Origin of the sequence: Vulgatibacter incomptus (assembly GCF_001263175.1) — a bacterium.
Taxonomy (GTDB): domain Bacteria; phylum Myxococcota; class Myxococcia; order Myxococcales; family Vulgatibacteraceae; genus Vulgatibacter; species Vulgatibacter incomptus.
Genome location: NZ_CP012332.1, coordinates 3,775,176 through 3,794,296, shown reverse-complemented (window position 1 = coordinate 3,794,296; position 19,121 = coordinate 3,775,176). Strand labels below are relative to the sequence as shown.

The following is a 19,121-nucleotide window of genomic DNA, read 5'->3' as shown; positions in this document are numbered from 1 at the left end:
TCCCTTGCTTTACGCCTCGAAGACGTCGGCGAACGCCACGAGCGCCTTGTCGAGCGCGCCCTTCACCTCGGCGTTCAGCTCCTTCTTCTCGGCGATCAGCTTCGCGACGTCGGGGAAGCTGCTGTCCATGAAAGCCGTCAGCTCTTCCATGTAGCGCTTGACCGAATCGACCGGGACGTTCCGGATCCAGCCGACGCCGTTCGCGTCCTTCGCGGTGGCGGCGTAGAGCTGGATGACCTGCTTCTCGACCGGGAGCGGCTGGTGCTGGCCCTGCTTCAGCACCTCGACGAGACGCTCGCCGCGAGCCAGCGACTCCTGGGTCGCCTTGTCGAGGTCGGAGCCGAACTGCGCGAAGGCCGCGAGCTCACGGAACTGGGCGAGCTCGATTCGCATGGTGCCGGCGACCTGCTTCATCGCCTTGATCTGCGCGGAGCCACCGACGCGGGACACCGAGAGGCCCACGTTGATGGCCGGACGGACGCCCGAGAAGAAGAGGTCCGACTCGAGGTAGATCTGCCCGTCGGTGATCGAGATCACGTTGGTGGGGATGTACGCCGAGACGTCGCCCGCCTGGGTCTCGATGATCGGCAGCGCCGTCAGCGAGCCGCCGCCGAGGGCCTTCGAGAGCTTCGAGGCGCGCTCGAGGAGGCGGGAGTGGAGATAGAAGACGTCGCCGGGGTAGGCCTCGCGTCCCGGGGGACGGCGGAGGAGCAGCGAGAGCTGGCGGTAGGCGACGGCCTGCTTGGAGAGATCGTCATAGACGATCAGCGCGTGCATGCCGTTGTCGCGGAAGTACTCACCCATCGCCACGCCGGCGTAGGGGGCGAGGAACTGCAGCGGCGCGGGGTCGGAGGCGTTCGCCGCGACCACGGTGGTGTACTCGAGGGCGCCACCGATGCGGAGCCGCTCCACCACCTGCGCGACCGTCGACTGCTTCTGGCCGATGGCCACGTAGATGCAGTAGACGCCCTGGCCCTTCTGGTTGAGGATCGCGTCCACCGCCACCGTGGTCTTGCCGGTCTGGCGGTCGCCGATGATCAGCTCGCGCTGGCCGCGTCCGATGGGGATCATGGCGTCGATCGCCTTGATGCCGGTCTGCATCGGCTGCTTCACCGACTCACGGGCGATGATGCCGGGAGCCTTGACCTCGACGCGGCGCATCTCGGTCGCCTCGATCGGGCCCTTCCCGTCGAGCGGCTCACCGAGCGCGTTCACCACGCGACCCGCGAGGCCCTTGCCGACGGGCACCTCGGCGATGCGGCCGGTCCGCTTCACCACGTCGCCTTCGCGAATGTGGCCGAACTCGCCCATGATGGCGACGCCGACGTTGCTGTCTTCGAGGTTCAGCACCATGCCGCGGGTGCCGCCCGGCATGTCGACGAGCTCGCCGGCCATCGCGCCGGAGAGCCCATGGACGTGGGCGATACCGTCGCCGACCGAGAGGATCGTCCCGGTCTCGGAGACCTCGACCTTCTTGCCGTACTCCTGGATCTGCTGCTTGATGATCCGGCTGATCTCGTCGGCTCGGATGTCCATGCTGTCTCTCCACTCGCACCGCTCGGGGCGGCGCGACGAATCACGAAAGAAGGTTCGTTACGGCTGGCCCACCAGCTCGCGCTTCATGCGCTCGAGCTGGCTGCGAAGGCTGCCGTCGAAGACGGTGTTTCCAACCCGGGCGATCATGCCGCCGAGGATCCCCGGATCGCTGTGCGTCGACAGCTCGACCTGCTTGCCGGTCGCGGAGCTGAGCGCCTTCTTCAGCTGCTCCGCCAGCTCCGAGCCGAGCCCGTCGACGGTCGTGACCTCGGCTCGCACCCGGCCCTCGTGCTCGTCCACCATCCCGCTGTAGGCAGCGGCGATGGCGGGCAGGTCGAGGAGGCGACCGCGATCGTCGAGGAGCCGAAGCAGGTTCCCCGCCATGGGATGGAGGCCCGTCTTCGAGATCACCGCGTCGAGGAAGGTCCGGCGGCTCTCACGCGATGCGCTGGGATCGGAGAGAAACGCCGTCAGCTCGGGCTGATCCTTGAAGCTGCGCGCGACGCTCTCGAGCTCGCTGCCTACGCGGGCGAACTCGGCGCCTACCGATTCGAACAGGGCCCGTGCGTACCGCCGAGCGATCGACGACTCAATCAAGGATTCCTCCAGGGCGACGTTGCGCGACGGTTTCCGCGCGGCGAACGCCCGGAAAAAGGACGCGGCACATAGCACGGAGACGGATGTTCGGTCAAGGACGAACCCCTACGGCCGGATTTCCAAAAAGCTTCGTCTGCACGCCGGGTTGGACCCGGTTCGACCGATCGAGCCGGCGCCGGCCGGAAAAGACCGATCTGGGAGGCGAGGCAGGCCGCGGGAGGAACGTAGACCCCTGGTCCACTTCCAAGACCCGACCGCCCAGGTCCGCCCCCGGGCCTCGTAAATCCGCCCGAAACAGGTGTGCATGCCTGACGCCGAGAACGGCCCCGGCCTCGGGCTTCTTCCCCCGGCTGGACCGTGCCGGCGAACGAGCCTGTCGAAGCTCGCTCACCTGACTTCTTCATATGGGCGCGCTCGGGGCCTCGCCTGCCCGGCCGCCTAGGCCTTCTCCACCGAAGCGACCGGCTTCAGCTTGGGCTCGTCGAGCTTCTCCATCTTGCACGTGCCCTCGAAGATCACGCCTCGGTCGATCTTGACGGCCGGGCTCTCGAGGCTGCCGTACACCCGGGCCTCCTTCTCGAGCTCGATCAACGTCTTCGCCCGAATGTTCCCGGTGACCCTCCCGCCGGAAACGATCACGGTGCCAGCGAAGATCTCGGCCTTCACCTCGGCACCCTCGCCGATCACCAGGGTGTCCGACGTGTGGATCTCGCCGCCGAACTTGCCTTCGATCCGGACCGTTCCTTCGAAGTTGAGCTTCCCCTCGAACGAGCTGCCCCGCCCGAGGACTGCGTTGATCGAGCCAGGATTCGACGTTTCTTCTCGCCGCGACATCGCCATCTACCTCGCCTCCAGGAGACCCCGACGCCGAACGGTCCGGAACATCGGACCGACCGGGCCGGGTCCGACCCGGGTATCACTGCCCCATCATCACCGCGAGCAACCGGTCGAGCTCCTCGTAGGAGAAGAACTCGATCTCGAGTCGGCCGCGACCCTTGCCCTTGTCCGTCAGCCGGACCTTCGTACCCAGCGCACGCTGCAGCCTCTCTTCGACCGAGCGGACCTGCGCAGTGTTATCCGGCTTCACAACGGGTTCACCCGCCTTGGACTCGCCGCCGGACTCCTTCTGCTTGCGGACGAGCTGCTCGGTCTGCCGCACCGAGAGGCTCTTCGACGCCACCTCTTTCGCGGCCCGCTTCATAGCGGCTTCGTCTGCCAGACCCAGTAGGGCACGGGCGTGCCCCATGTTGAGCTCGCCCTCGGTCAGGGCCTCCTTGATGTCGTCCGGCAGCCGAAGGAGGCGGAGGGAGTTGGCGATCGAGGAGCGATCCTTCCCCACCCGCTCCGCGCAGCCTTCCTGCGTGAGCCCGTGCTCGTCGATCAGCCGTCGGTAGGCCTCGGCCTCCTCCACCGCGTTAAGGTCTTCGCGCTGGATGTTCTCGATGAGCGCGAGCTCGAAGGCCTGACGCTCGGTGACCTCCTTCACCAGCGCGGGGACGAACTTCATCCCCGCCCGCTGCGAGGCGCGCCAACGCCGCTCGCCGGCGATGATCCGGTACTGGTCACCATCCCGCCGAACCAGGATCGGCTGGATCACACCCTTGGTCCGGATCGAGGCGGCGAGCTCCTCGATCTTCGCTTCCTCGAAGCGGCGTCGGGGCTGGCTCTTGTCCGGCGCGATCTCCTCGATGGCGAGGTTCACCACGCCGCTCGCCGGCCGTGCCGGCTCAGTGCCCGGCACCTGGGGCCCTGCATTCGGAAGGAGCGCCGAGAATCCCCGGCCCAGTCGACTCGCCTTGTCGCGCGCGATTTCCATTGCTCGAGACCGCCCTCCTCAAAGTTGGCTCGCTGAAGATCCAGGCGCGCGAGCGCGATGCGCCTTGGGTCGAAGCCCCCTCGCTCAGCCCACCGCCGCCGACTTCGGCTCGCCCGAAGGAGCGTCGCTCTTCGCCAGCAGCTCCTGCGCAAGAGCGAGGTAGCCCTGAGCGCCAGCGGACTCGATGTCGTAGAGCAGGATCGGCTTGCCGAAGCTCGGCGACTCGGAGAGTCGGACGTTCCTCGGAATCACGCTCTGGAAGACCTGGTCGCCGAAGAAGCCCCGCACCTCGTTCACGACCTGCGCCGACAGAGTCGTGCGGCGATCGAACATCGTGAGGAGGATCCCCTCGATCTCGAGGGCGGGATTCAGGCCCTGGCGGACCAGATTGATCGTCGACATGAGCGCCGAGAGCCCTTCCATTGCGTAGTACTCGCACTGCAAGGGGACCAGGACGGAGGTCGACGCCGTCAAGGAATTCAGGGTGAGGAGACCGAGGCTCGGGGGGCAGTCGACGATCACGAAGTCGTAGCCCTGCACCCCTGCAAGAGCGTCCCGCAGTCGGAACTCGCGCCGGTCCGCGTTGACGAGCTCGAGCTCGGCGCCCACCAGGTCCCGGCTCGCCGGCGCCACGTCCAGGTAGCCAAACTCGGTCGGTCGGACGACCTCGTCGATGCGCCGCTCGCCGACCAGGGCGTCATAGATGGAGAGCTCGACCTGGTCGCGGGCGATGCCAAGGCCGGAGCCAGCGTTCCCCTGGGGATCGAGGTCGACGAGCAGCGTTCGGCGCTCCGCAGAGGCCAGCGACGCTGCCAGGTTCACCGCCGTCGTGGTCTTGCCGACGCCACCCTTCTGATTGGAAATCGAGAGGATTCGAGTCACGGGCTACTCGCTTTCCTACAGCTGGGCGGTCTGACGAACCGGTGGGGGCCGACGCTGAAGCTGTCTGGTACCACGCGTTCAACGAAGCCGGCAACGCCAAAGGGCCGTTCGTTGGATCCCTGGGAGCGTGACGATGCACCTAATGTCACGTCCGGCCTACGATAGCGGATCCCCCCGACATTGCCACTTCGTTCCACGTGGAACGTAGGAGCCAGGCGATTCGCCTCCGGGAAACTGGAGGAGTCGGGCCGTGTTGGCGGCTTTCGTGTGCCGCTCGATCGGACCATCGAACGTCGACGGGCTGGGTTCCTTCTCCCGGCACCACCGGTCTCGGAGAGCCCAAACCCTCCGAGGGAGACGCGCTCTTCCGGACCGCTCATCGGGTTCCCCTGGCAAAAGGAGTCTCTCACTGCGCGGGAGCCGGGGCGGATCGCTCTGGTCGCGCCGAGGCTCCAAACGCACTGCTTCCACGAGGCCACAAGGGGAGCAGGTGGCCTCCCCCTGGGCAAAGGAGCGCGATCAGCTCGCTCGTTGGCGGTGGATGCCGAGGTCCTCTTGCCGCGACCGTGGCGGGCCCTGAGGGAGCGTCGGAGGCGAATGCGGCCGGCCCTCCCTGCGCCGCGCCGTGGCGGTTTGCGCAGATGGGATCGCCGGGAGCCCTCTACCGGCCCGGACCTGGCTCCGGGCGGCCGGACCTCCGGGCCGCACCCAGTGCTTCAAAGAGCCGTGCCGGACTCCGTCCCTTCCTCGGCGGGCGGCAGCGTCGGCCGCCGGGGATCTCGGCTTCGCCGCTCCCTCAAGCGGAGAGGGCCGAGTCTCCCCTTCGCTCGCCCTCTTGCCCTCCGCTTCCCTGGCAATCCCGGCTACACCCCAGACCCTGCCGCACCTGGGAGATCGTCGGCGCTCAATCGGGCCCACTGTCCCCGATGCCCCACTCCGACGGCATCACTCGGCGAGGGAGTCCGACCAGTCGGTCCCCTTCAGCCCCGGGGACTGGGAACTGCCTTCTCGGATGTGGCGGGAAGGCCGAGCGCAGGGTTTCAGCATTCGGCGCGAAACCCGCATCAAGGCCCAGTCGAGCCGTCGCGCCTGGATCCGAAGGTGCCCGCCCCGCTTGGAAGCGGGAACCTCTCCGGCCGCGCAGCCACATCTCGGAGACCTCCAGCCCGTCGATCAGCTGGATGTTTGAGAGCGCTCGGACTTCGTCGGGACCCGCTATTGCGGCCCGATTCTCTAGGCGACACGGTACCCCTAGGCGCGAGCCGGCGGAGATTCGAAGGGCAATCTGAACGACCGGTCTCGGACACCTCCTCGCCCGACGATCGGCACAGCGACTCGACCAATCCCAGGTGCGGGGGGCGACGCCCCGTTGAGCTAGCGCTCCCAACTCTGGCGCGATCTCGTGGGCCGCGTTCGCAGAGCCGGTCACCCGCCAACGCGTTCGACGACCCCTCCGTCGGAGGGTTTCACGTGGAACGCTCGCCGAGCGAGCGAATGGGCTCTCGGAATCCAAGAGCGCGCTCCCGTGAAGCCATCCCTTCGAAGAGCCCCACCCCGCCCTCCTCGACAGAGCAGGACAGGTCCAGTTTGAGCTCGAACTCAGAGCGGCAGGACCTGCCGGCACCATGTCCGTGGTTTGAGGGACCCCAGATCTCCACCCGGACCGACCCGGCCAGCACGAATTGGCCGCCATTGAGCCCCGCCGGATACCGAAATGCGGGCTACGAATCCGGGTCCTCCGCCCTGGAAGGCAACCCGATCCGATTCGAGTCTCGCGGCTCGAATCGAACGCCAATCGTGACCGCCGGCGCATGCTTCGAGCTCCCGATGCGAACGCTCGGGTCCACGCGAGCCCGTCCAACCTCGCTACGAGTCGGATTGGCCACCGGTCGAGCCCTCTGGCCTCCACCTGGCCAGGGCCGACGGGTGTCGACGCAGCTCCGGGCCTGGGGCCGAAGTGACACCACCGCTTCACCCAGCACCAGGGCTCTCCCGACCCTGCCGGTTTCGGGCACTCCGGGCCTGCTCCAGCATCCACTCCGCTCCGTAGCGGAGAGCTTTGGGTCTCGCTCTACCGAGATGAGGGCATGTCGACGCACCTCCGGGTTCGCGACGCGAGGCCCGCTCAAACCCGCCGATCTTCGAGGTCTCGTACTGCCCAGGCGAACGAACGCCGAGACATTCCGGACCGGCGGCGGGGGCGAATCTGAGGGGCTCCGTTGCCGTTCAGCCTCGGTCCAAGCGCGGCCCGTAGGTGTCGAGTCAATCCGAGCGCTCCACTCAGGTCGATCCGCGGGGAGTCGGGGCTCCCGCTGGACCGACGCAATTGTCGATCCGAGAGCCGTGACCCTGCCGCGACGGGTTCCCCCACCCTGCACGATCCCGCTCGACGTCGGTCCACCCTGCAGAATGGCAGCCGTGGCTGTCCGATCACCTTTCAAACCTCCCCCTCCAGCAGCCCGCCGCGCGAGGCCGAGGAAAGCTCACCCGGACTCGAGCGGCGCTCACGGGTTGCGCGATTCGCCAAACTCCGTCCCTTGAACGCGACTCCCCGATCTTCCAGCGCCTCCCGAATCGGGTTCCACCACGCTCCAGCCGGGAGGGGGTCTCTCCAAGTCGACTCGAGCTGGGTCTGGACTGGACCGGGAGTTCGGTTGCCGCCAACCCCGAACCTCAAGCTCTTGCGTTCGACCCGGGTGCCTTTGAACCAACTTGCCCGACGCCAGACCTTGCGGGCGCAGCGCGACCGGCATTTATGCGCTCGCCATCCCCGCGCGAGCCAGCCAACGGCCACGTATCCGCGCGCCACCTCGAGTCAGACGCGGAGCTCGTCGACGTCACCCCGAGTCGTCAGCACTGCTGGTCCCGCCGTCGGGAGCGGACCCTCGAGGGACTACGAGCCGCGCGGCGAAAGCGGGCGTACTCCACGGACGACTCCAACGGCGGAAGCGAGGGGGACTGCTGCGACGGAGTCGCGCGAGGCGTTGGCGAGGAACACATGCCGGGCCGGTGCCGCCCAGTTCCGGGGCGAACAACCGCCCAGCCAGCTGGCCGAGACCCGCCGGGCACAAACGCTCCCGGCTTCCCCTGGAACTCGACGCCAAGCTGTGGCAAGCACCTCCTCACGGCGACCGACGCGGCGTTTTCCCCAAACTGTGGAAGATCTGTGGTTTCGTCCGTGCGTTGCCGATTCGCCAATGAAACACGTGGGTTGGAGATCCGTCCCGTGGAGGAGCCTGTGGAGATCGCCCTGAAAGCCGTGGTGGACGAGGCTCGTCGAAGCTTCGGAGTGGAGGTCGGCCCGGAGGCCTTGGACAAGCTGGCGGCCTTCGTCACCGAGCTCCTCAAGTGGAACCGCAAGATCAACCTGACCGCGATCGAGGATCCCGCAGCGGTTGCCGAGCTGCACGTCCTGGACTCGTTGGCCATCGGCCGCCACGTCCCCGATGGAGCCAAGCTGCTGGACGTCGGGACGGGAGGCGGTTTCCCCGGAATTCCGCTGGCCATCGTCCGGCCGGACGTCGAGTGCCTCCTGGTCGACCGCACCGAGAAGAAGGTGCTCTTCTTGAAGACGGTCATCGCGCGATTGGGCCTCCGGAATGCGCGAGCAGCCCATCTGCGGATCGAGGGCGATCCCGCGAGCGAGGGAATCGCACCGTCGGACGTCGTGGTTTCGCGGGCGTTTGCGGCGCCCGGGGAGTGGCTCGCGCTGGCCAAGCCCTACGTTCGCCCCGGCGGTCTGGCCATTGCGATGCTGGGCTCGGAAGAGCCGGCGATTTCCGAGCTCGAAGCCGACCTTGGCGTCAGTCCCGGGGCCATCGCCATGGAGCGCTACCGGCTCCCGTCGGGTGCTCGACGAGCCCTACTCCTGATGCGCGAGGGTTGAAGCTCGTGCGCGGCCGATCCCGCTGAATCGCAGGGATCGGCCGACCACCGCGGGGCATGGGTTTCGAGCACCGGGAGGAGCCGGCAGCTTGCCACCGTCTACCCGGTCGAGATCTCGAGCCGGACTCGTCCCGACCGGCGTCGGCCACGCCCTTGCCGCGAGGTCGAGGACGCCGCTAGGGGATTCAATCGCCGGTACCGCGACTTCGAGTGGACGCCCCCTGAGCCCCGGGCTCGGGCCGCGCCGCAGATCACGGCCCCCGAGCCCCTACTCCCGGCCCGCCGGCGCGCATGTGAACCGGTCGATCACCGGGATCGCGCCGCACCGCGGGGAGCGTGAAACGTGTGAGCTTCGTGCTCGGGAGATGCGGTACGGCGCGACGCGCGGGCGCCCCGGGAGACCGAGCTCCACCGGGCTGCATGCGAGGCCCCCGTCGGAACTCTCGGCCGGGAGTGAGACGACTGCGAGCTCCATGGCCCGATCGCCCTGCCCTCCTTCGCGTCGATCTGGGCCCTTCGGCGGCGGCGGCTGTCGCCGTGGCGCTCGTTTCAAGCGGCGGGCAACCTCAGATCAGGCCGGTGGCCGGATAAAGAAACGACGCAAAACGCCAAAATCTATTGACAGCAGACGCAGTAGCTGACCCAAGAAACACCAATCTAACAAGCTCTATCGAAACACTTGACATTTGCATCGCAGACAAACTGACCGGGGCATCCCGGGCTCGAGACGGCGAGTTCGATGCCGTTTTCGATTGCAATTGGCGGCGTCAAGGAAATAGTGATGACCATACCCTACGATATGTGAATTATTTCGGCTCTCCAGAATGGCCCCAGATCGATGAACGAGTGATAGGACATAGGGCCGCCGCGGGCACTGCGATCGTCGATCTTGCGCCCGGCTAGAGCGCTTCAGTGGGACGTCGACCAAATTCCAGGTTATCCACAGGCCAGGAATAGGTGCCTCGGGTCAAGAAAGCACGTTTTCCTTTGACAAGGCGTGCAACTTACGTTCTCGAGTGCGCAGAAATCGAGACGCCGGATCGCTCCACCCGCGCCGAAATTCGGACCCGTCTGGTAGGCCGAAAGGTGGTCAGACCTCCCACCTCAGCTCGAAGTCAACCGCGATCGGTGTCGGAGAACGAGCCGGAGACTCCGACACGCCGATGGCCGAGGCTCGGGAGCTCGCGCCGCACCCTGAGGAGGACCTCTGGGGACAGCTCGGCGAGGCAGATGCCCGGGCCATCGGAGCAACGGGCGATCACCGCCCCCCACGGATCCACGATCATCGCGTTTCCGTAGGTGGTGCGGCCGGCTCCGTGGCGACCTACCTGCGCCGGCGCAATCACATAGGCAGTGTTCTCGATGGCTCGGGCGCGGAGAAGGACCTCCCAGTGGTCCTTGCCGGTGTGGAGCGTGAAGGCCGACGGGACGGCGAGAATCTCGGCCCCTTTTTGCGCAAGCGCCCGGAACAGCTCGGGAAAGCGCAGGTCGTAGCAGATCGACAGCCCCACCCTGCCGAATCCCGCCTCGGCGACGACGAGCTCCCTGCCCGACTCGACCACCCGGCTCTCGCGATAGCGGACGCCGTCGGCCAGGTCGACGTCGAAGAGGTGGACCTTCCGGTAGACGGCAGCGGCGGCGCCCTCCGGATCGTAGAGCACGCTGGTGTTGAAGATTCGCCCGGGTGAGGCCCGCTCCGCGAGCGTGCCAGCCAGCACCCAGATTCCGAGCGCCTTCGCGCGCGCCGCGAACGCCTGGAAGGTCGGCCCATCGACAGCTTCGGCGCCCGCGATCTTCGCCTCCTCGGAGCCCATTAGGTCGACGTTCTCGGGCAACGCGACGAAGCCGGCCCCGCGACGATGGGCCTCGTCGATCCACCGCATCGCTTCCCGCAGGTTCCGGGCACGGTCCTCGGTGGAGGTGAGCTGGACGGCAGCGGCGATCACGCGTTCCATTGCGCGAGCCTAGAGCGTGTCGACAGTTCTGTCCAAAGCGCCCCACGGGACAGCCGTTCAGCTGCTCGTCATGCTGTTCCTCATGAAGCGGGGGACCCTTACAAACGAACAGCGGGCAAGGCTGGCGCCTCTGGTGTCAGGCGCAAATCGCCGTGGGCCTCGCGGCAGAGACGACCGTCGTGTCGTCGAAGCGGTCGCCTGGGTTTTGCGAACCGGTGCTCCCTGGCGCGAACTGCCGAAGGCTTTTGGCAACTGGAGCACGGCGAATCAGCGCTTTCGCGGGTGGGCCGTTGCCGGACGATGGGACGCTCTCCGGCAGGCGCTTGCGCCCGATCACGGACTCGCGGAGCTGTTGCTGATCGACAGCACGATCGTGAAGGCACACCCGCAGGCGGCCGGTGCGCGGGGAAAAGTGGGCGAAACGGGCGCGAAGCCTTCGGACCTTCACGCGGCGGCCTCATGACGAAGGTCCATGCGATCGAATCCGAGAGAGGAACGCTGGTCCGCCACGTTCTGACGGGGGGCGAAGTGAACCACGTCACGCAGGCCATTGAGCTTTTGAGGGGTCTCTCTGGGCGAGCCGTCGTGGGCGACAAGGCCTACGACAGCGACGCGCTGTTGGCGCGAATCGAGGCGCAGGGGATGGCAGCGGTGAGCCCTTCACGCTCGAATCGGAAGGCGGCCCGCCCTCTCGACGCCGCCACGTACTGGGCTCGCAACGTCATCGAAAGGCTGTTCGGGCGGCTGAAGGTCTTCCGGCGGATCGCCACCCGATACGACAAGACCGCGGCGTCGTACGGGTCGTTTCTGGCGCTGGCTTCGTCCCTCGTGTTGCTTTCGGGGTGGGAGGCATGAGCCGCCACACCTCCTTCTGCTTCACCCTCCAGCCGACCGCCGCGCAGGAGCAGGCGCTGTGGCGGCACGCCGGCGCCGGGGTGCACGAAGACGGAAGCGTGGGGCTCGCGTGGCGCGGCGAGGTCTTGCAGCAGGTGTTCGAAGAAGCAGCCGTCGACCTCGGACGCGCGCTCGCGGCCTTCTCCTCGGGTCGAAAGACCAGGGGCAGGCCGGCGGGCTTTCCGACGTTCAAGACACGCTCCGATTCGCGGCAGTCGTTCCGGATCCGCAACCAGGCACGCGGCGACGGTGCCTCGAGGCGGCCTCGTTCCACCCGGCGGCACGCCATCCAACCAGCGCGGTGGCGGAGCCGGTCGGCATCGATCGCGGGCTGCGCACCTTCGCCGTTCTCGCGGACGCGCCCGGACGCGAGCTCGAGCGCATTGACGCTCCTAGCCCGCTTCGTCAATCGCTCCCCAAGCTGCGCCGGTTCGGCAGAGCCGTCACCCGCAAGAAGAAGGGTTCGCGCAACCGCCACCGTGCGCGGCTGTGTCTTGCCAAGCTTCACAAACGCATCGGCGATGTCCGTCGAGATTTCGTGCACCGTGCATCCAGCCGGCTGGCCCAGACCCACGGCCACCTGGTCCTCGAGACGCTGAGCACGGCCGGGCTGATGCGGACCCGCCTCGCGCGCTCCCTGGCCGACAACGCCGCACGCGCAGATGCGGCGAGGACCTTCGGGCGCCGTTGGCGCGGTCGACTCTCGAGAACGCCCTCCCCTTGTCAGACCGCTGGATCACCCCCAAGCTCTCCCCGCCGCGAGACGCCAGGCAGAGGACGCGCACGCATGATCGGCACACGAGTCGCGGCCTTGCTCTCTTTGGGGGCCTTGGCGTGGGCGGTGGCGTGGACCGCCGCCGCTCTTCCTCGGGCCGGGGAGACCTTCCCGTCCTTCACGGCCGCCGACGTCACGGGGCAGAAGCAGCAGAGCGCGAGCTTCCTGGGCCACGGCACGCTGGTGGTGGCGATCACCGACCGGCACGGCGGCGACGCGATGCAAGCGTGGTACGAGACCGCCGACCGGCGGATGCCCGAGTCCGTGCGCCGGCTATCGATCCTCTCCTTCGACCTGCCCTTCTTCGTCTCGTTGAAGACGGCCCAAGGCAAGGCGCGCAACCGGATCCCCGAGCGCTACTGGCACGACAGTCTCCTCGATCGCGACGGCGCCATGGCCAAAGCGCTCGGGATGGAGGAGAGCCCCCTGCCCTTCGTGCTCGCGCTCGACCCCTCCGGCCGCGTCCTCGCCTCGTTCCACGGCGGGGTCCAGTCCAGCGGCGCGGACTCGATCTGGGCGGCCTTCTCCTCCCTCGCTCCGCCGACGAAGAGCCCGTAGAGGTTCTCGACGGGACCCTCCTCATCCGGCCCAGATCCCGCCAGCATCCGTCGATCGAATCGCGGGAATCCGGGCCATACTCGGCGGATGACGATGATCTTCCACAACCCGAACTGCGGCACCTCGCGCAAGACGCTGGCCCTGCTGCGCGAGCGCGGCATCGAGCCGACGGTGATCGAGTACCTGAAGACGCCACCGAGCCGGGAGGAGCTCTCGGAGCTGATCGCAGCGCTGGGAATCCCGGTTCGCGCGCTCCTCCGCCGGAAGGAGTCGCTCTACGCGGAGCTCGGCGTTGATGATCCGAAGTGGAGCGACGCCGAGCTGATCGCCTTCATCGCGGAGCACCCGATCCTGATGGAGCGGCCCGTGGTGGTGACGCCGAAGGGAGCCCGGCTCTGCCGGCCCGCGGAGACCTTGCTCGAGGTCCTCGACTGATCGCCGCGCCGCCGCCCGCAACCGACCGAGGCGCTGCCGCAGCTGCCGATCGATCGTCGGGGCTCGCACGAGAATCCCGCCTCGTAGGTCGGGAGCTCAGCGCACCAACGCCTTGGCGTGGTGCCGGAGGTGGTCCTCGATGAAGGTGGCGATGAAGAAGTAGCTGTGGTCGTAGCCGGGCTGCATCCGCAACGTCAGCGGATGGCCGGCCCGCTCGGCTGCAGCGCGGAGCGCCTCCGGGTGGAGCTGGGTCTCGAGGAAGGGATCGGCGCCGCCCTGATCGACGAGGATCGGCAGCCTCTCGGACGCGCCGGACAGGAGCTCGGAGGCGTCCCACTCGTGCCAGTCTTTCCGGTCGGAGCCGAGGTAGTGGCTGAAGGCCTTCTCGCCCCACGGGCAGCGCATCGGATTGGAGATGGGCGAGAACGCCGACAGGGAGCGGTAACGGCCGGGGTTTCGCAGCGCGCAGACGAGGGCTCCGTGCCCGCCCATCGAATGACCCGAGATTCCGCGGCTGTCGGAGAGGGAGTGCTCCTCCTCCACGAGCGCCGGGAGCTCGTCCACGACGTAGTCGTACATCCGGTAATTGCGCGCCCAGGGCTCCCGGGTGGCGTTCACGTAGAATCCAGCGCCGAGGCCGAGATCCCAGCCGCCGCCCGGATCGCTCGGGACCCCATCACCGCGCGGGCTGGTGTCGGAGGCCACGATGGCGATTCCGAGCTCGGCGGCTACGCGCTGTGCACCCGCCTTCTGCATGAAGTTCTCATCCGTGCTGGAGAGACCGGAGAGCCAATAGAGAGCCGGGACCCGGGCGCCGGCCAGCGACTGCGGAGGGAGAAAGACGGAATAGGTCATCTCGCAGTGGAGGACCTGCGATCGGTGGCGGAGCCGCAGCTGCGATCCGCCGAAGGTCTTGCTGCTGGAGACCAGGGTGGGGCGCTCGCTCATGGAGTCCTCCTGGAGTCGCGAATCGAACCGGGTAGGGAAGGGCACATCGCCCGGAGAATCAGGCGCCTCTACATGTCGTAATGGATCACCGAGCGGATGCTCTTGCCCTCGTGCATCAGGTCGAACGCCTCGTTGATGTCGTCCAAACCCATCGTGTGGGTGATGAAGGGATCGAGCGGAATCTCGCCCTTCATGTAGCGGTCCACGTAACCGGGAAGCTCCGAGCGGCCCTTCACGCCGCCGAAGGCGGAGCCGCGCCAGACCCTTCCGGTGACGAGCTGGAAGGGGCGGGTGCAGATCTCTTCGCCCGCGCCTGCGACGCCGACGATCACCGACTCGCCCCAGCCCTTGTGGCAGCACTCCAGGGCCGCGCGCATGACGTTCACGTTGCCGATGCACTCGAAGGAGTAGTCGACGCCACCGTCCGTGAGCTCGACGATCACCTCCTGGATCGGGTTGTCGAAGACCCGGGGATCGATGCACTCGGTGGCGCCGAGCTGCCGGGCGATCTCGAACTTCGAGGGGTTCACGTCGATCCCGATGATCCGCGACGCCTTGGCCATGGTCGCACCGATGATCGCGGAGATGCCGATTCCGCCCAGGCCGAAGATTGCCACGGTGGAGCCGGGCTCGACCTTGGCGGTGTTGAGCACGGCGCCGATGCCGGTGGTGACGCCGCAGCCGAGGAGGCAGACCTTCTCCAGCGGCGCCTCCTTCGAGATCTTCGCCACCGAGATCTCGGGCAGCACGGAGTACTCGGAGAAGGTCGACGTACCCATGTAGTGGAGGACCGGCTGGCCCTTGGCGCGGAAGCGGGTCGTGCCATCGGGCATCAGGCCCTTGCCTTGGGTCGCACGGATCCTCTGGCAGAGGTTCGTCTTGCCCGAGAGGCAGAACTTGCAGGTGCCGCACTCGGGTGTGTAGAGCGGGATCACGTGGTCGCCCGGCTTCACGGTGGTCACGCCCGGCCCCACCTCCTGCACGATCGCGCCGCCCTCGTGGCCGAGGATCGCAGGGAAGGCGCCCTCGGGATCCGCTCCTGAGAGCGTGTAGGCGTCGGTGTGGCAGACACCGGTCGCGACATTTCGGACCAGGACCTCGCCCTGCTTGGGGCCCTCGACCTCCACCTCTTCGATTTCGAGTGGACGCTTGGCGGCCCAGGCCACGGCGGCGCGGGACTTGACCATGGACTCCCCCGGGAACCGGTGAATCCGCCAAGGTAAGGACCGTCCCGCTGCCATGCGGGCGCCCGCTCGGGGGACGGCCTGGCATCCGCGCAGGCTCCCAGACCGAAGCCGGTCGCCGGAGGCGGCGGTCGCCGAAAGGGCCGGAAAACCCCGGTCTATCCGACCTTGCCGCGCACGGCGGCTTCGACGGCCTGGCGGTTCTCTTCCAGGTAGCTCACGACCTCTTCGTCGGTGAGGCCGAGATCCCGCAGCACGCCGTCGTACACGAAGCGGAAGCCGGGCCCAGCGTCATCCCCCCGGAGCTGGAAGGAGAGCTTGAGCACCGCGGCGCCAAAAAGGGGGTTCTTCTTGCGTGTCGCCATCTTCGACTCCCTCGCCGCCGGCGATCGGCGCCCCTTCGGGAGCCGCCGATCGTCGGCGTCTTCGTTCCTTTCGTCGGCCGCCCGGGCGCTTCGTCCCCTCCGGACCGGGCCCGGCGGGGCCTTGGACGAGAAGGGATACTAGCTGGACGCCTTGGGCTCGACCACGAGGCGCCGCAGGTTGCCCTCGCCTTCGCTTCGGGTCTGGATCCCTTCGGCCTGCGCGAGGGCCACGTGGATCGCCTTGCGGTCCCGCGCGTGGATGGGAACCAACGTGAGGCTCCTTCCCATTCTCCTGGCCGCAAGAGCAAGGCGCTGGGCCATGGCCGACATGGCCTCGTCCCCCTCCTCGGTGACCGATCCGGCGAGCGTCAGGACGATCCGCTTCCGTCCCTCGGCGTCGCGGTTGACGATCCGGTTCACGAGGTACTGCACCACCTCCAGCATCTGGCCGCGAGGCGCCAGGTCGAGGACCTCGGCCCCTTTGGCGAAGCGGAGCTCGCCGTTCACCGACTCGGCGGTGTCCCGCACCGAGACCTGGGCCTCGGCGCCGAGGCGCTCGAGGATCCCCTCGATCACCTCCTTGGTCCGAAGGAGCTTCTCCGGCGCGGTCGCGGCGCCGCCGACGCCGGGCTCTCCCTCGCCACCGCCCTCGGGCATCCCTGCCTCGTCCTCCGCCGACGCCTCCGCGCCGCCGCGGGCTTCGGCCCCGGCGCTCTCGGCCTCCGGGGTCGGGTGGGGCGAGGCCTTCTCGGCCTCGATGTCGCGCGCTTCGTCCTCTGGGCGGTGCGGATCGCTCATGGTCGGAGATCTCCTACTTCTTCTTTCCCGGCTTCTTCGCGGGCGCGACCTCGATGGTCGCCGAGGATGCGGCAGGGGGCGGCGCACCGATCGCCGGAATCCCCATGCTCTTGCGCAGCGCCATCTGCTGGCCGATCGAGAGGAGGTTGTTCGTGAAGATGTAGAGCGTGAGGCCGGCGGGGAGCTGCAGCATGATGAAGGTGAAGAAGATCGGCATGAAGTAGAGCATCACCTTCTGCTGCGCCGCCTCCATCTGCATCGGCTGCATCTTCTGGGTGATGTACATGGTCACGCCCATCGCCAGCGGCAGCGCGTAGTACGGATCCTTCGAGGTCAGATCCGAGATCCAGCCGGCGATGAAGGGCTCGTTGTAGAGCTCCACCGAGGTCTGCAGCGTGGCGTAGAGCGCGAGCCAGATCGGCATCTGGATCAGCATCGGCAGGCAGCCGCCCAAGGGGTTCACCTTGTGCTGCTGGTAGAGCTTCATCGTCTCGAGGTTGAGCTTCTCGCGATCGCTGCCGAACTTCTCCTTGAGCTTTGCGATCTCGGGCGCGAGCTTCCGCATCTCCTCCATCGACTTCATCGACTTCCACGCGAGGGGAAGGGTGAGGAGCTTCACCGCCACGGTGAGGAGGATGATCGCGACGCCCCAGTTGGCGATCACGTGGTGGGCGGCGCGGAGCAGCCAGAGCAGGATCCGGGCGATCACCGCCCAGAAGCCGAGGTCGACGGTCTCGTCGAGCTTGGGGTTCGGCAGGCCGGTGCTCGAGGCGATGGAGGCGCTCGCGTCCTGCAGGAGGCCGATGTCCTTCGGCCCGATCACGAGCTGGTAGCGCACCGTCTGGGAGGCACCCGGCGCGATCGTGGCGACCTTGGTGTTCAGGTGGGTGGTGAGGAACTCGGGGGTCTCGGCGACGAGCTCGCAGGCAGAGGCCTGATCGGGGACGGCCACCGCGAGGAAGTAGCGCTCCTCGATGCCGGCGAACCACGCGCGGCCCTCGGGTGTCACGGAGGGTTTATCCGCGTGATACAGGGAACGGCTGATCTTGTCGTCGGCGCGGCAGATGTTCTGCGTGGGCTGCGGGGGAGCGCCGCCGAAGCCGGCGCAGCCGCGGGAGGACACCTGGCGGGCCGGATCGACGCGGGCGGGCATCAGCAGGCCGAGGGTGCCGGCGAGGGGCACGGCGCCGCGGTTGTGCAGCACCATCTGGAGGTCGAGGGTCCGCGCGCCCGTGACGGTGAACTTCTTCTCGAGCTGGAGGCCCGGGGCATCGCAGAGGAAGGTGACGGAGCGCTCGTCGCTGCCAGCGACGCTGCAGGGCGCGCGATTGCCCAGCACCGGCAGCCCCTCGCCCGTGGTCGCCTCGAAGAGGAGCGGATCGCTCGGCTGCAGCGCGCCGGCGAGGTCCACCTGGGGCGCGTCGGTGCCGCCCTGTCGCTGGCCCTTCCGGCCCAGGAGCTCGGCCTTGAACAGGCCCGCGCCGTGGCTGGAGAAGCCGAGCAGGAGATCGTCCGTGCGGAGGGTCACCTCCCGCTGGGGGAGGGCGGCGGCGACCACGGTCCCCTCATCGCCAGCAGGGACGGCGTCGCCTTCGTTCCCCGCCTCGTCGGCGGACCGCTCGTGAAGGGCGGGCACGACGTCGCCCGAGCCGGGCGCTTCCTTGATCTCCGTGGAAGCCGTCGGATGCGGAGCGGGGGCAGGGAAGAACGTCGTCATCGTCCACTGGTAGCCCAGGAAGATGGCGAGCGAGATGCCAACGGTGAGGATCAGCCTCTTGTTGCTGTCCACTGCTTCGAAACCTCTCTCGGATCGCGGAGCCGCGTCAGCTCGCTCGACGCGAGAGACGGTGCGGCGCCTTGCCGGTCGGTGGCACCGGATCCAGGCCACCCGGATGGAAGGGATGACACCGGCCGAGCCGGCGCAGGATGAGCCAGAGCCCCTTCAGCGCGCCATGGCCCTCAAGGGCCTCGATCGCGTAGACGGAGCAGCTCGGATGGAAACGGCAGCGCGCTGGGAGGAAGGGGGAGATCAGCGCGCGATACGCCCGGATCGGGAGGCTCAGCAGGAGGGCGATCATCGGCCCTCCTTCTTGCCGGCGGCCGACGAGGGGGGCTGACGAAGCTTCCGGGCCACCTCGAGGAACTCGGCGCGGAGCCGGGCCTCGTCAGCGTCCGGCGCTCCCTGCTTGGCGATCAGGACGAGATCGACCCGGTCGGGCAGGGCGTCGCGCTCGGTGCGGAAGATCTGCCGCAGCCAGCGCTTCACCCGGTTGCGCTCCACCGAGTTCCCGACCTTGCCGGAAACGGTGAGGCCAACGCGCCGCCCCCTGGCGGATGCCGGAGGGGGAAGCGCGAGCGCTAGGAGATGCTCGGTGTGGACCTTGCGGCCACGCGCCTTCGCGCGGAGGAAGTCCCCGCGCGAGAGGAGACGCTGGTCCTTCGGGAACGAAGCCCCCGTCGCGCCGCTGGTCGGTTCCGGCATGGCCCGGGCGG

Annotated in this window: 17 protein-coding genes and 2 pseudogenes; 6 read left to right on the top strand and 13 right to left on the bottom strand. The window is 67.9% G+C overall.

All coding sequences use genetic code 11. The features are described 5' to 3' along the window. Positions 1 to 9 precede the first annotated feature (9 nt). From atpA to AKJ08_RS15920, 5 genes are all read right to left on the bottom strand, one after another. Positions 10 to 1,536, bottom strand: coding sequence for a F0F1 ATP synthase subunit alpha (atpA, locus tag AKJ08_RS15940; protein ID WP_050726974.1), 1,527 nt, complete (start codon positions 1,534 to 1,536; stop codon positions 10 to 12). A 57-nt stretch (positions 1,537 to 1,593) separates the two neighbouring features. Further along, positions 1,594 to 2,133, bottom strand: coding sequence for an ATP synthase F1 subunit delta (gene atpH / locus AKJ08_RS15935; protein ID WP_050726973.1), 540 nt, complete (start codon positions 2,131 to 2,133; stop codon positions 1,594 to 1,596). 438 nt (positions 2,134 to 2,571) lie between these two features. Continuing rightward, complete coding sequence (locus tag AKJ08_RS15930; protein ID WP_420806372.1) at positions 2,572 to 2,967, bottom strand: bactofilin family protein; 396 nt, start codon at positions 2,965 to 2,967, stop codon at positions 2,572 to 2,574. 82 nt (positions 2,968 to 3,049) lie between these two features. Next, positions 3,050 to 3,949: a ParB/RepB/Spo0J family partition protein gene (locus AKJ08_RS15925; protein ID WP_050726971.1), complete on the bottom strand. Its 900-nt coding sequence runs from the start codon at positions 3,947 to 3,949 to the stop codon at positions 3,050 to 3,052. Positions 3,950 to 4,033: 84 nt separating this feature from the next. Further along, entirely contained in the window at positions 4,034 to 4,831 is a 798-nt protein-coding gene (locus AKJ08_RS15920) for a ParA family protein (protein WP_050726970.1), read from the bottom strand. A 3,226-nt stretch (positions 4,832 to 8,057) separates the two neighbouring features. Here AKJ08_RS15920 and rsmG point away from each other — a divergent pair. Then, positions 8,058 to 8,717 carry a 16S rRNA (guanine(527)-N(7))-methyltransferase RsmG gene (gene rsmG / locus AKJ08_RS19975; protein WP_169788858.1) on the top strand — a complete coding sequence of 220 codons (660 nt, stop codon included), beginning with the start codon at positions 8,058 to 8,060 and terminating at the stop codon, positions 8,715 to 8,717. Between the two features lie 1,114 nt (positions 8,718 to 9,831). Here the strand turns inward: rsmG and AKJ08_RS15910 are convergent. After that, positions 9,832 to 10,671: a carbon-nitrogen hydrolase family protein gene (locus AKJ08_RS15910; protein WP_050726968.1), complete on the bottom strand. Its 840-nt coding sequence runs from the start codon at positions 10,669 to 10,671 to the stop codon at positions 9,832 to 9,834. Between the two features lie 70 nt (positions 10,672 to 10,741). Between AKJ08_RS15910 and AKJ08_RS21005 the strand changes: the two are divergent. The 5 genes and pseudogenes from AKJ08_RS21005 to arsC all read left to right on the top strand — a co-directional run. After that, positions 10,742 to 10,972: pseudogene (locus AKJ08_RS21005) on the top strand (transposase); the annotation flags it as partial. Then, positions 10,972 to 11,526 (top strand): IS5 family transposase, encoded by a 555-nt coding sequence (locus AKJ08_RS21000; protein ID WP_082343265.1) that lies wholly within the window; start codon positions 10,972 to 10,974, stop codon positions 11,524 to 11,526. The pseudogene AKJ08_RS21005 and the gene AKJ08_RS21000, both read left to right, overlap by 1 nt. 58 nt (positions 11,527 to 11,584) lie before the next feature. Then, positions 11,585 to 12,172 (top strand): annotated as a pseudogene (locus AKJ08_RS20995) (transposase); the annotation flags it as partial. A gap of 180 nt (positions 12,173 to 12,352) precedes the next feature. After that, positions 12,353 to 12,898 carry a hypothetical protein gene (locus tag AKJ08_RS20520; RefSeq protein WP_240475377.1) on the top strand — a complete coding sequence of 182 codons (546 nt, stop codon included), beginning with the start codon at positions 12,353 to 12,355 and terminating at the stop codon, positions 12,896 to 12,898. Positions 12,899 to 12,991: 93 nt separating this feature from the next. Further along, positions 12,992 to 13,333, top strand: a complete 342-nt coding sequence (gene arsC / locus AKJ08_RS15895; RefSeq protein WP_240475376.1) for an arsenate reductase (glutaredoxin) — start codon at positions 12,992 to 12,994, stop codon at positions 13,331 to 13,333. A gap of 96 nt (positions 13,334 to 13,429) precedes the next feature. Here the strand turns inward: arsC and fghA are convergent, their stop codons facing one another. From fghA to rnpA, 7 genes are all read right to left on the bottom strand, one after another. Next, positions 13,430 to 14,281: an S-formylglutathione hydrolase gene (fghA, locus tag AKJ08_RS15890; protein WP_050726964.1), complete on the bottom strand. Its 852-nt coding sequence runs from the start codon at positions 14,279 to 14,281 to the stop codon at positions 13,430 to 13,432. 68 nt (positions 14,282 to 14,349) lie between these two features. Beyond that, positions 14,350 to 15,468: an S-(hydroxymethyl)glutathione dehydrogenase/class III alcohol dehydrogenase gene (locus AKJ08_RS15885; RefSeq protein WP_050726963.1), complete on the bottom strand. Its 1,119-nt coding sequence runs from the start codon at positions 15,466 to 15,468 to the stop codon at positions 14,350 to 14,352. 155 nt (positions 15,469 to 15,623) lie between these two features. Then, positions 15,624 to 15,830, bottom strand: coding sequence for a hypothetical protein (locus AKJ08_RS15880; RefSeq protein ID WP_050726962.1), 207 nt, complete (start codon positions 15,828 to 15,830; stop codon positions 15,624 to 15,626). 138 nt (positions 15,831 to 15,968) lie between these two features. Then, entirely contained in the window at positions 15,969 to 16,628 is a 660-nt protein-coding gene (locus AKJ08_RS15875) for a Jag family protein (RefSeq protein WP_050726961.1), read from the bottom strand. 13 nt (positions 16,629 to 16,641) lie between these two features. Next, a complete protein-coding gene (yidC, locus tag AKJ08_RS15870) occupies positions 16,642 to 18,417 on the bottom strand; it encodes a membrane protein insertase YidC (RefSeq protein ID WP_050726960.1) in 1,776 nt (591 codons plus the stop codon). A 34-nt stretch (positions 18,418 to 18,451) separates the two neighbouring features. Beyond that, positions 18,452 to 18,706: a membrane protein insertion efficiency factor YidD gene (gene yidD / locus AKJ08_RS15865; RefSeq protein WP_050726959.1), complete on the bottom strand. Its 255-nt coding sequence runs from the start codon at positions 18,704 to 18,706 to the stop codon at positions 18,452 to 18,454. Continuing rightward, positions 18,703 to 19,110 carry a ribonuclease P protein component gene (rnpA, locus tag AKJ08_RS15860; protein ID WP_050726958.1) on the bottom strand — a complete coding sequence of 136 codons (408 nt, stop codon included), beginning with the start codon at positions 19,108 to 19,110 and terminating at the stop codon, positions 18,703 to 18,705. The genes yidD and rnpA overlap by 4 nt, the downstream gene beginning before the upstream one ends. Positions 19,111 to 19,121 lie beyond the last annotated feature (11 nt).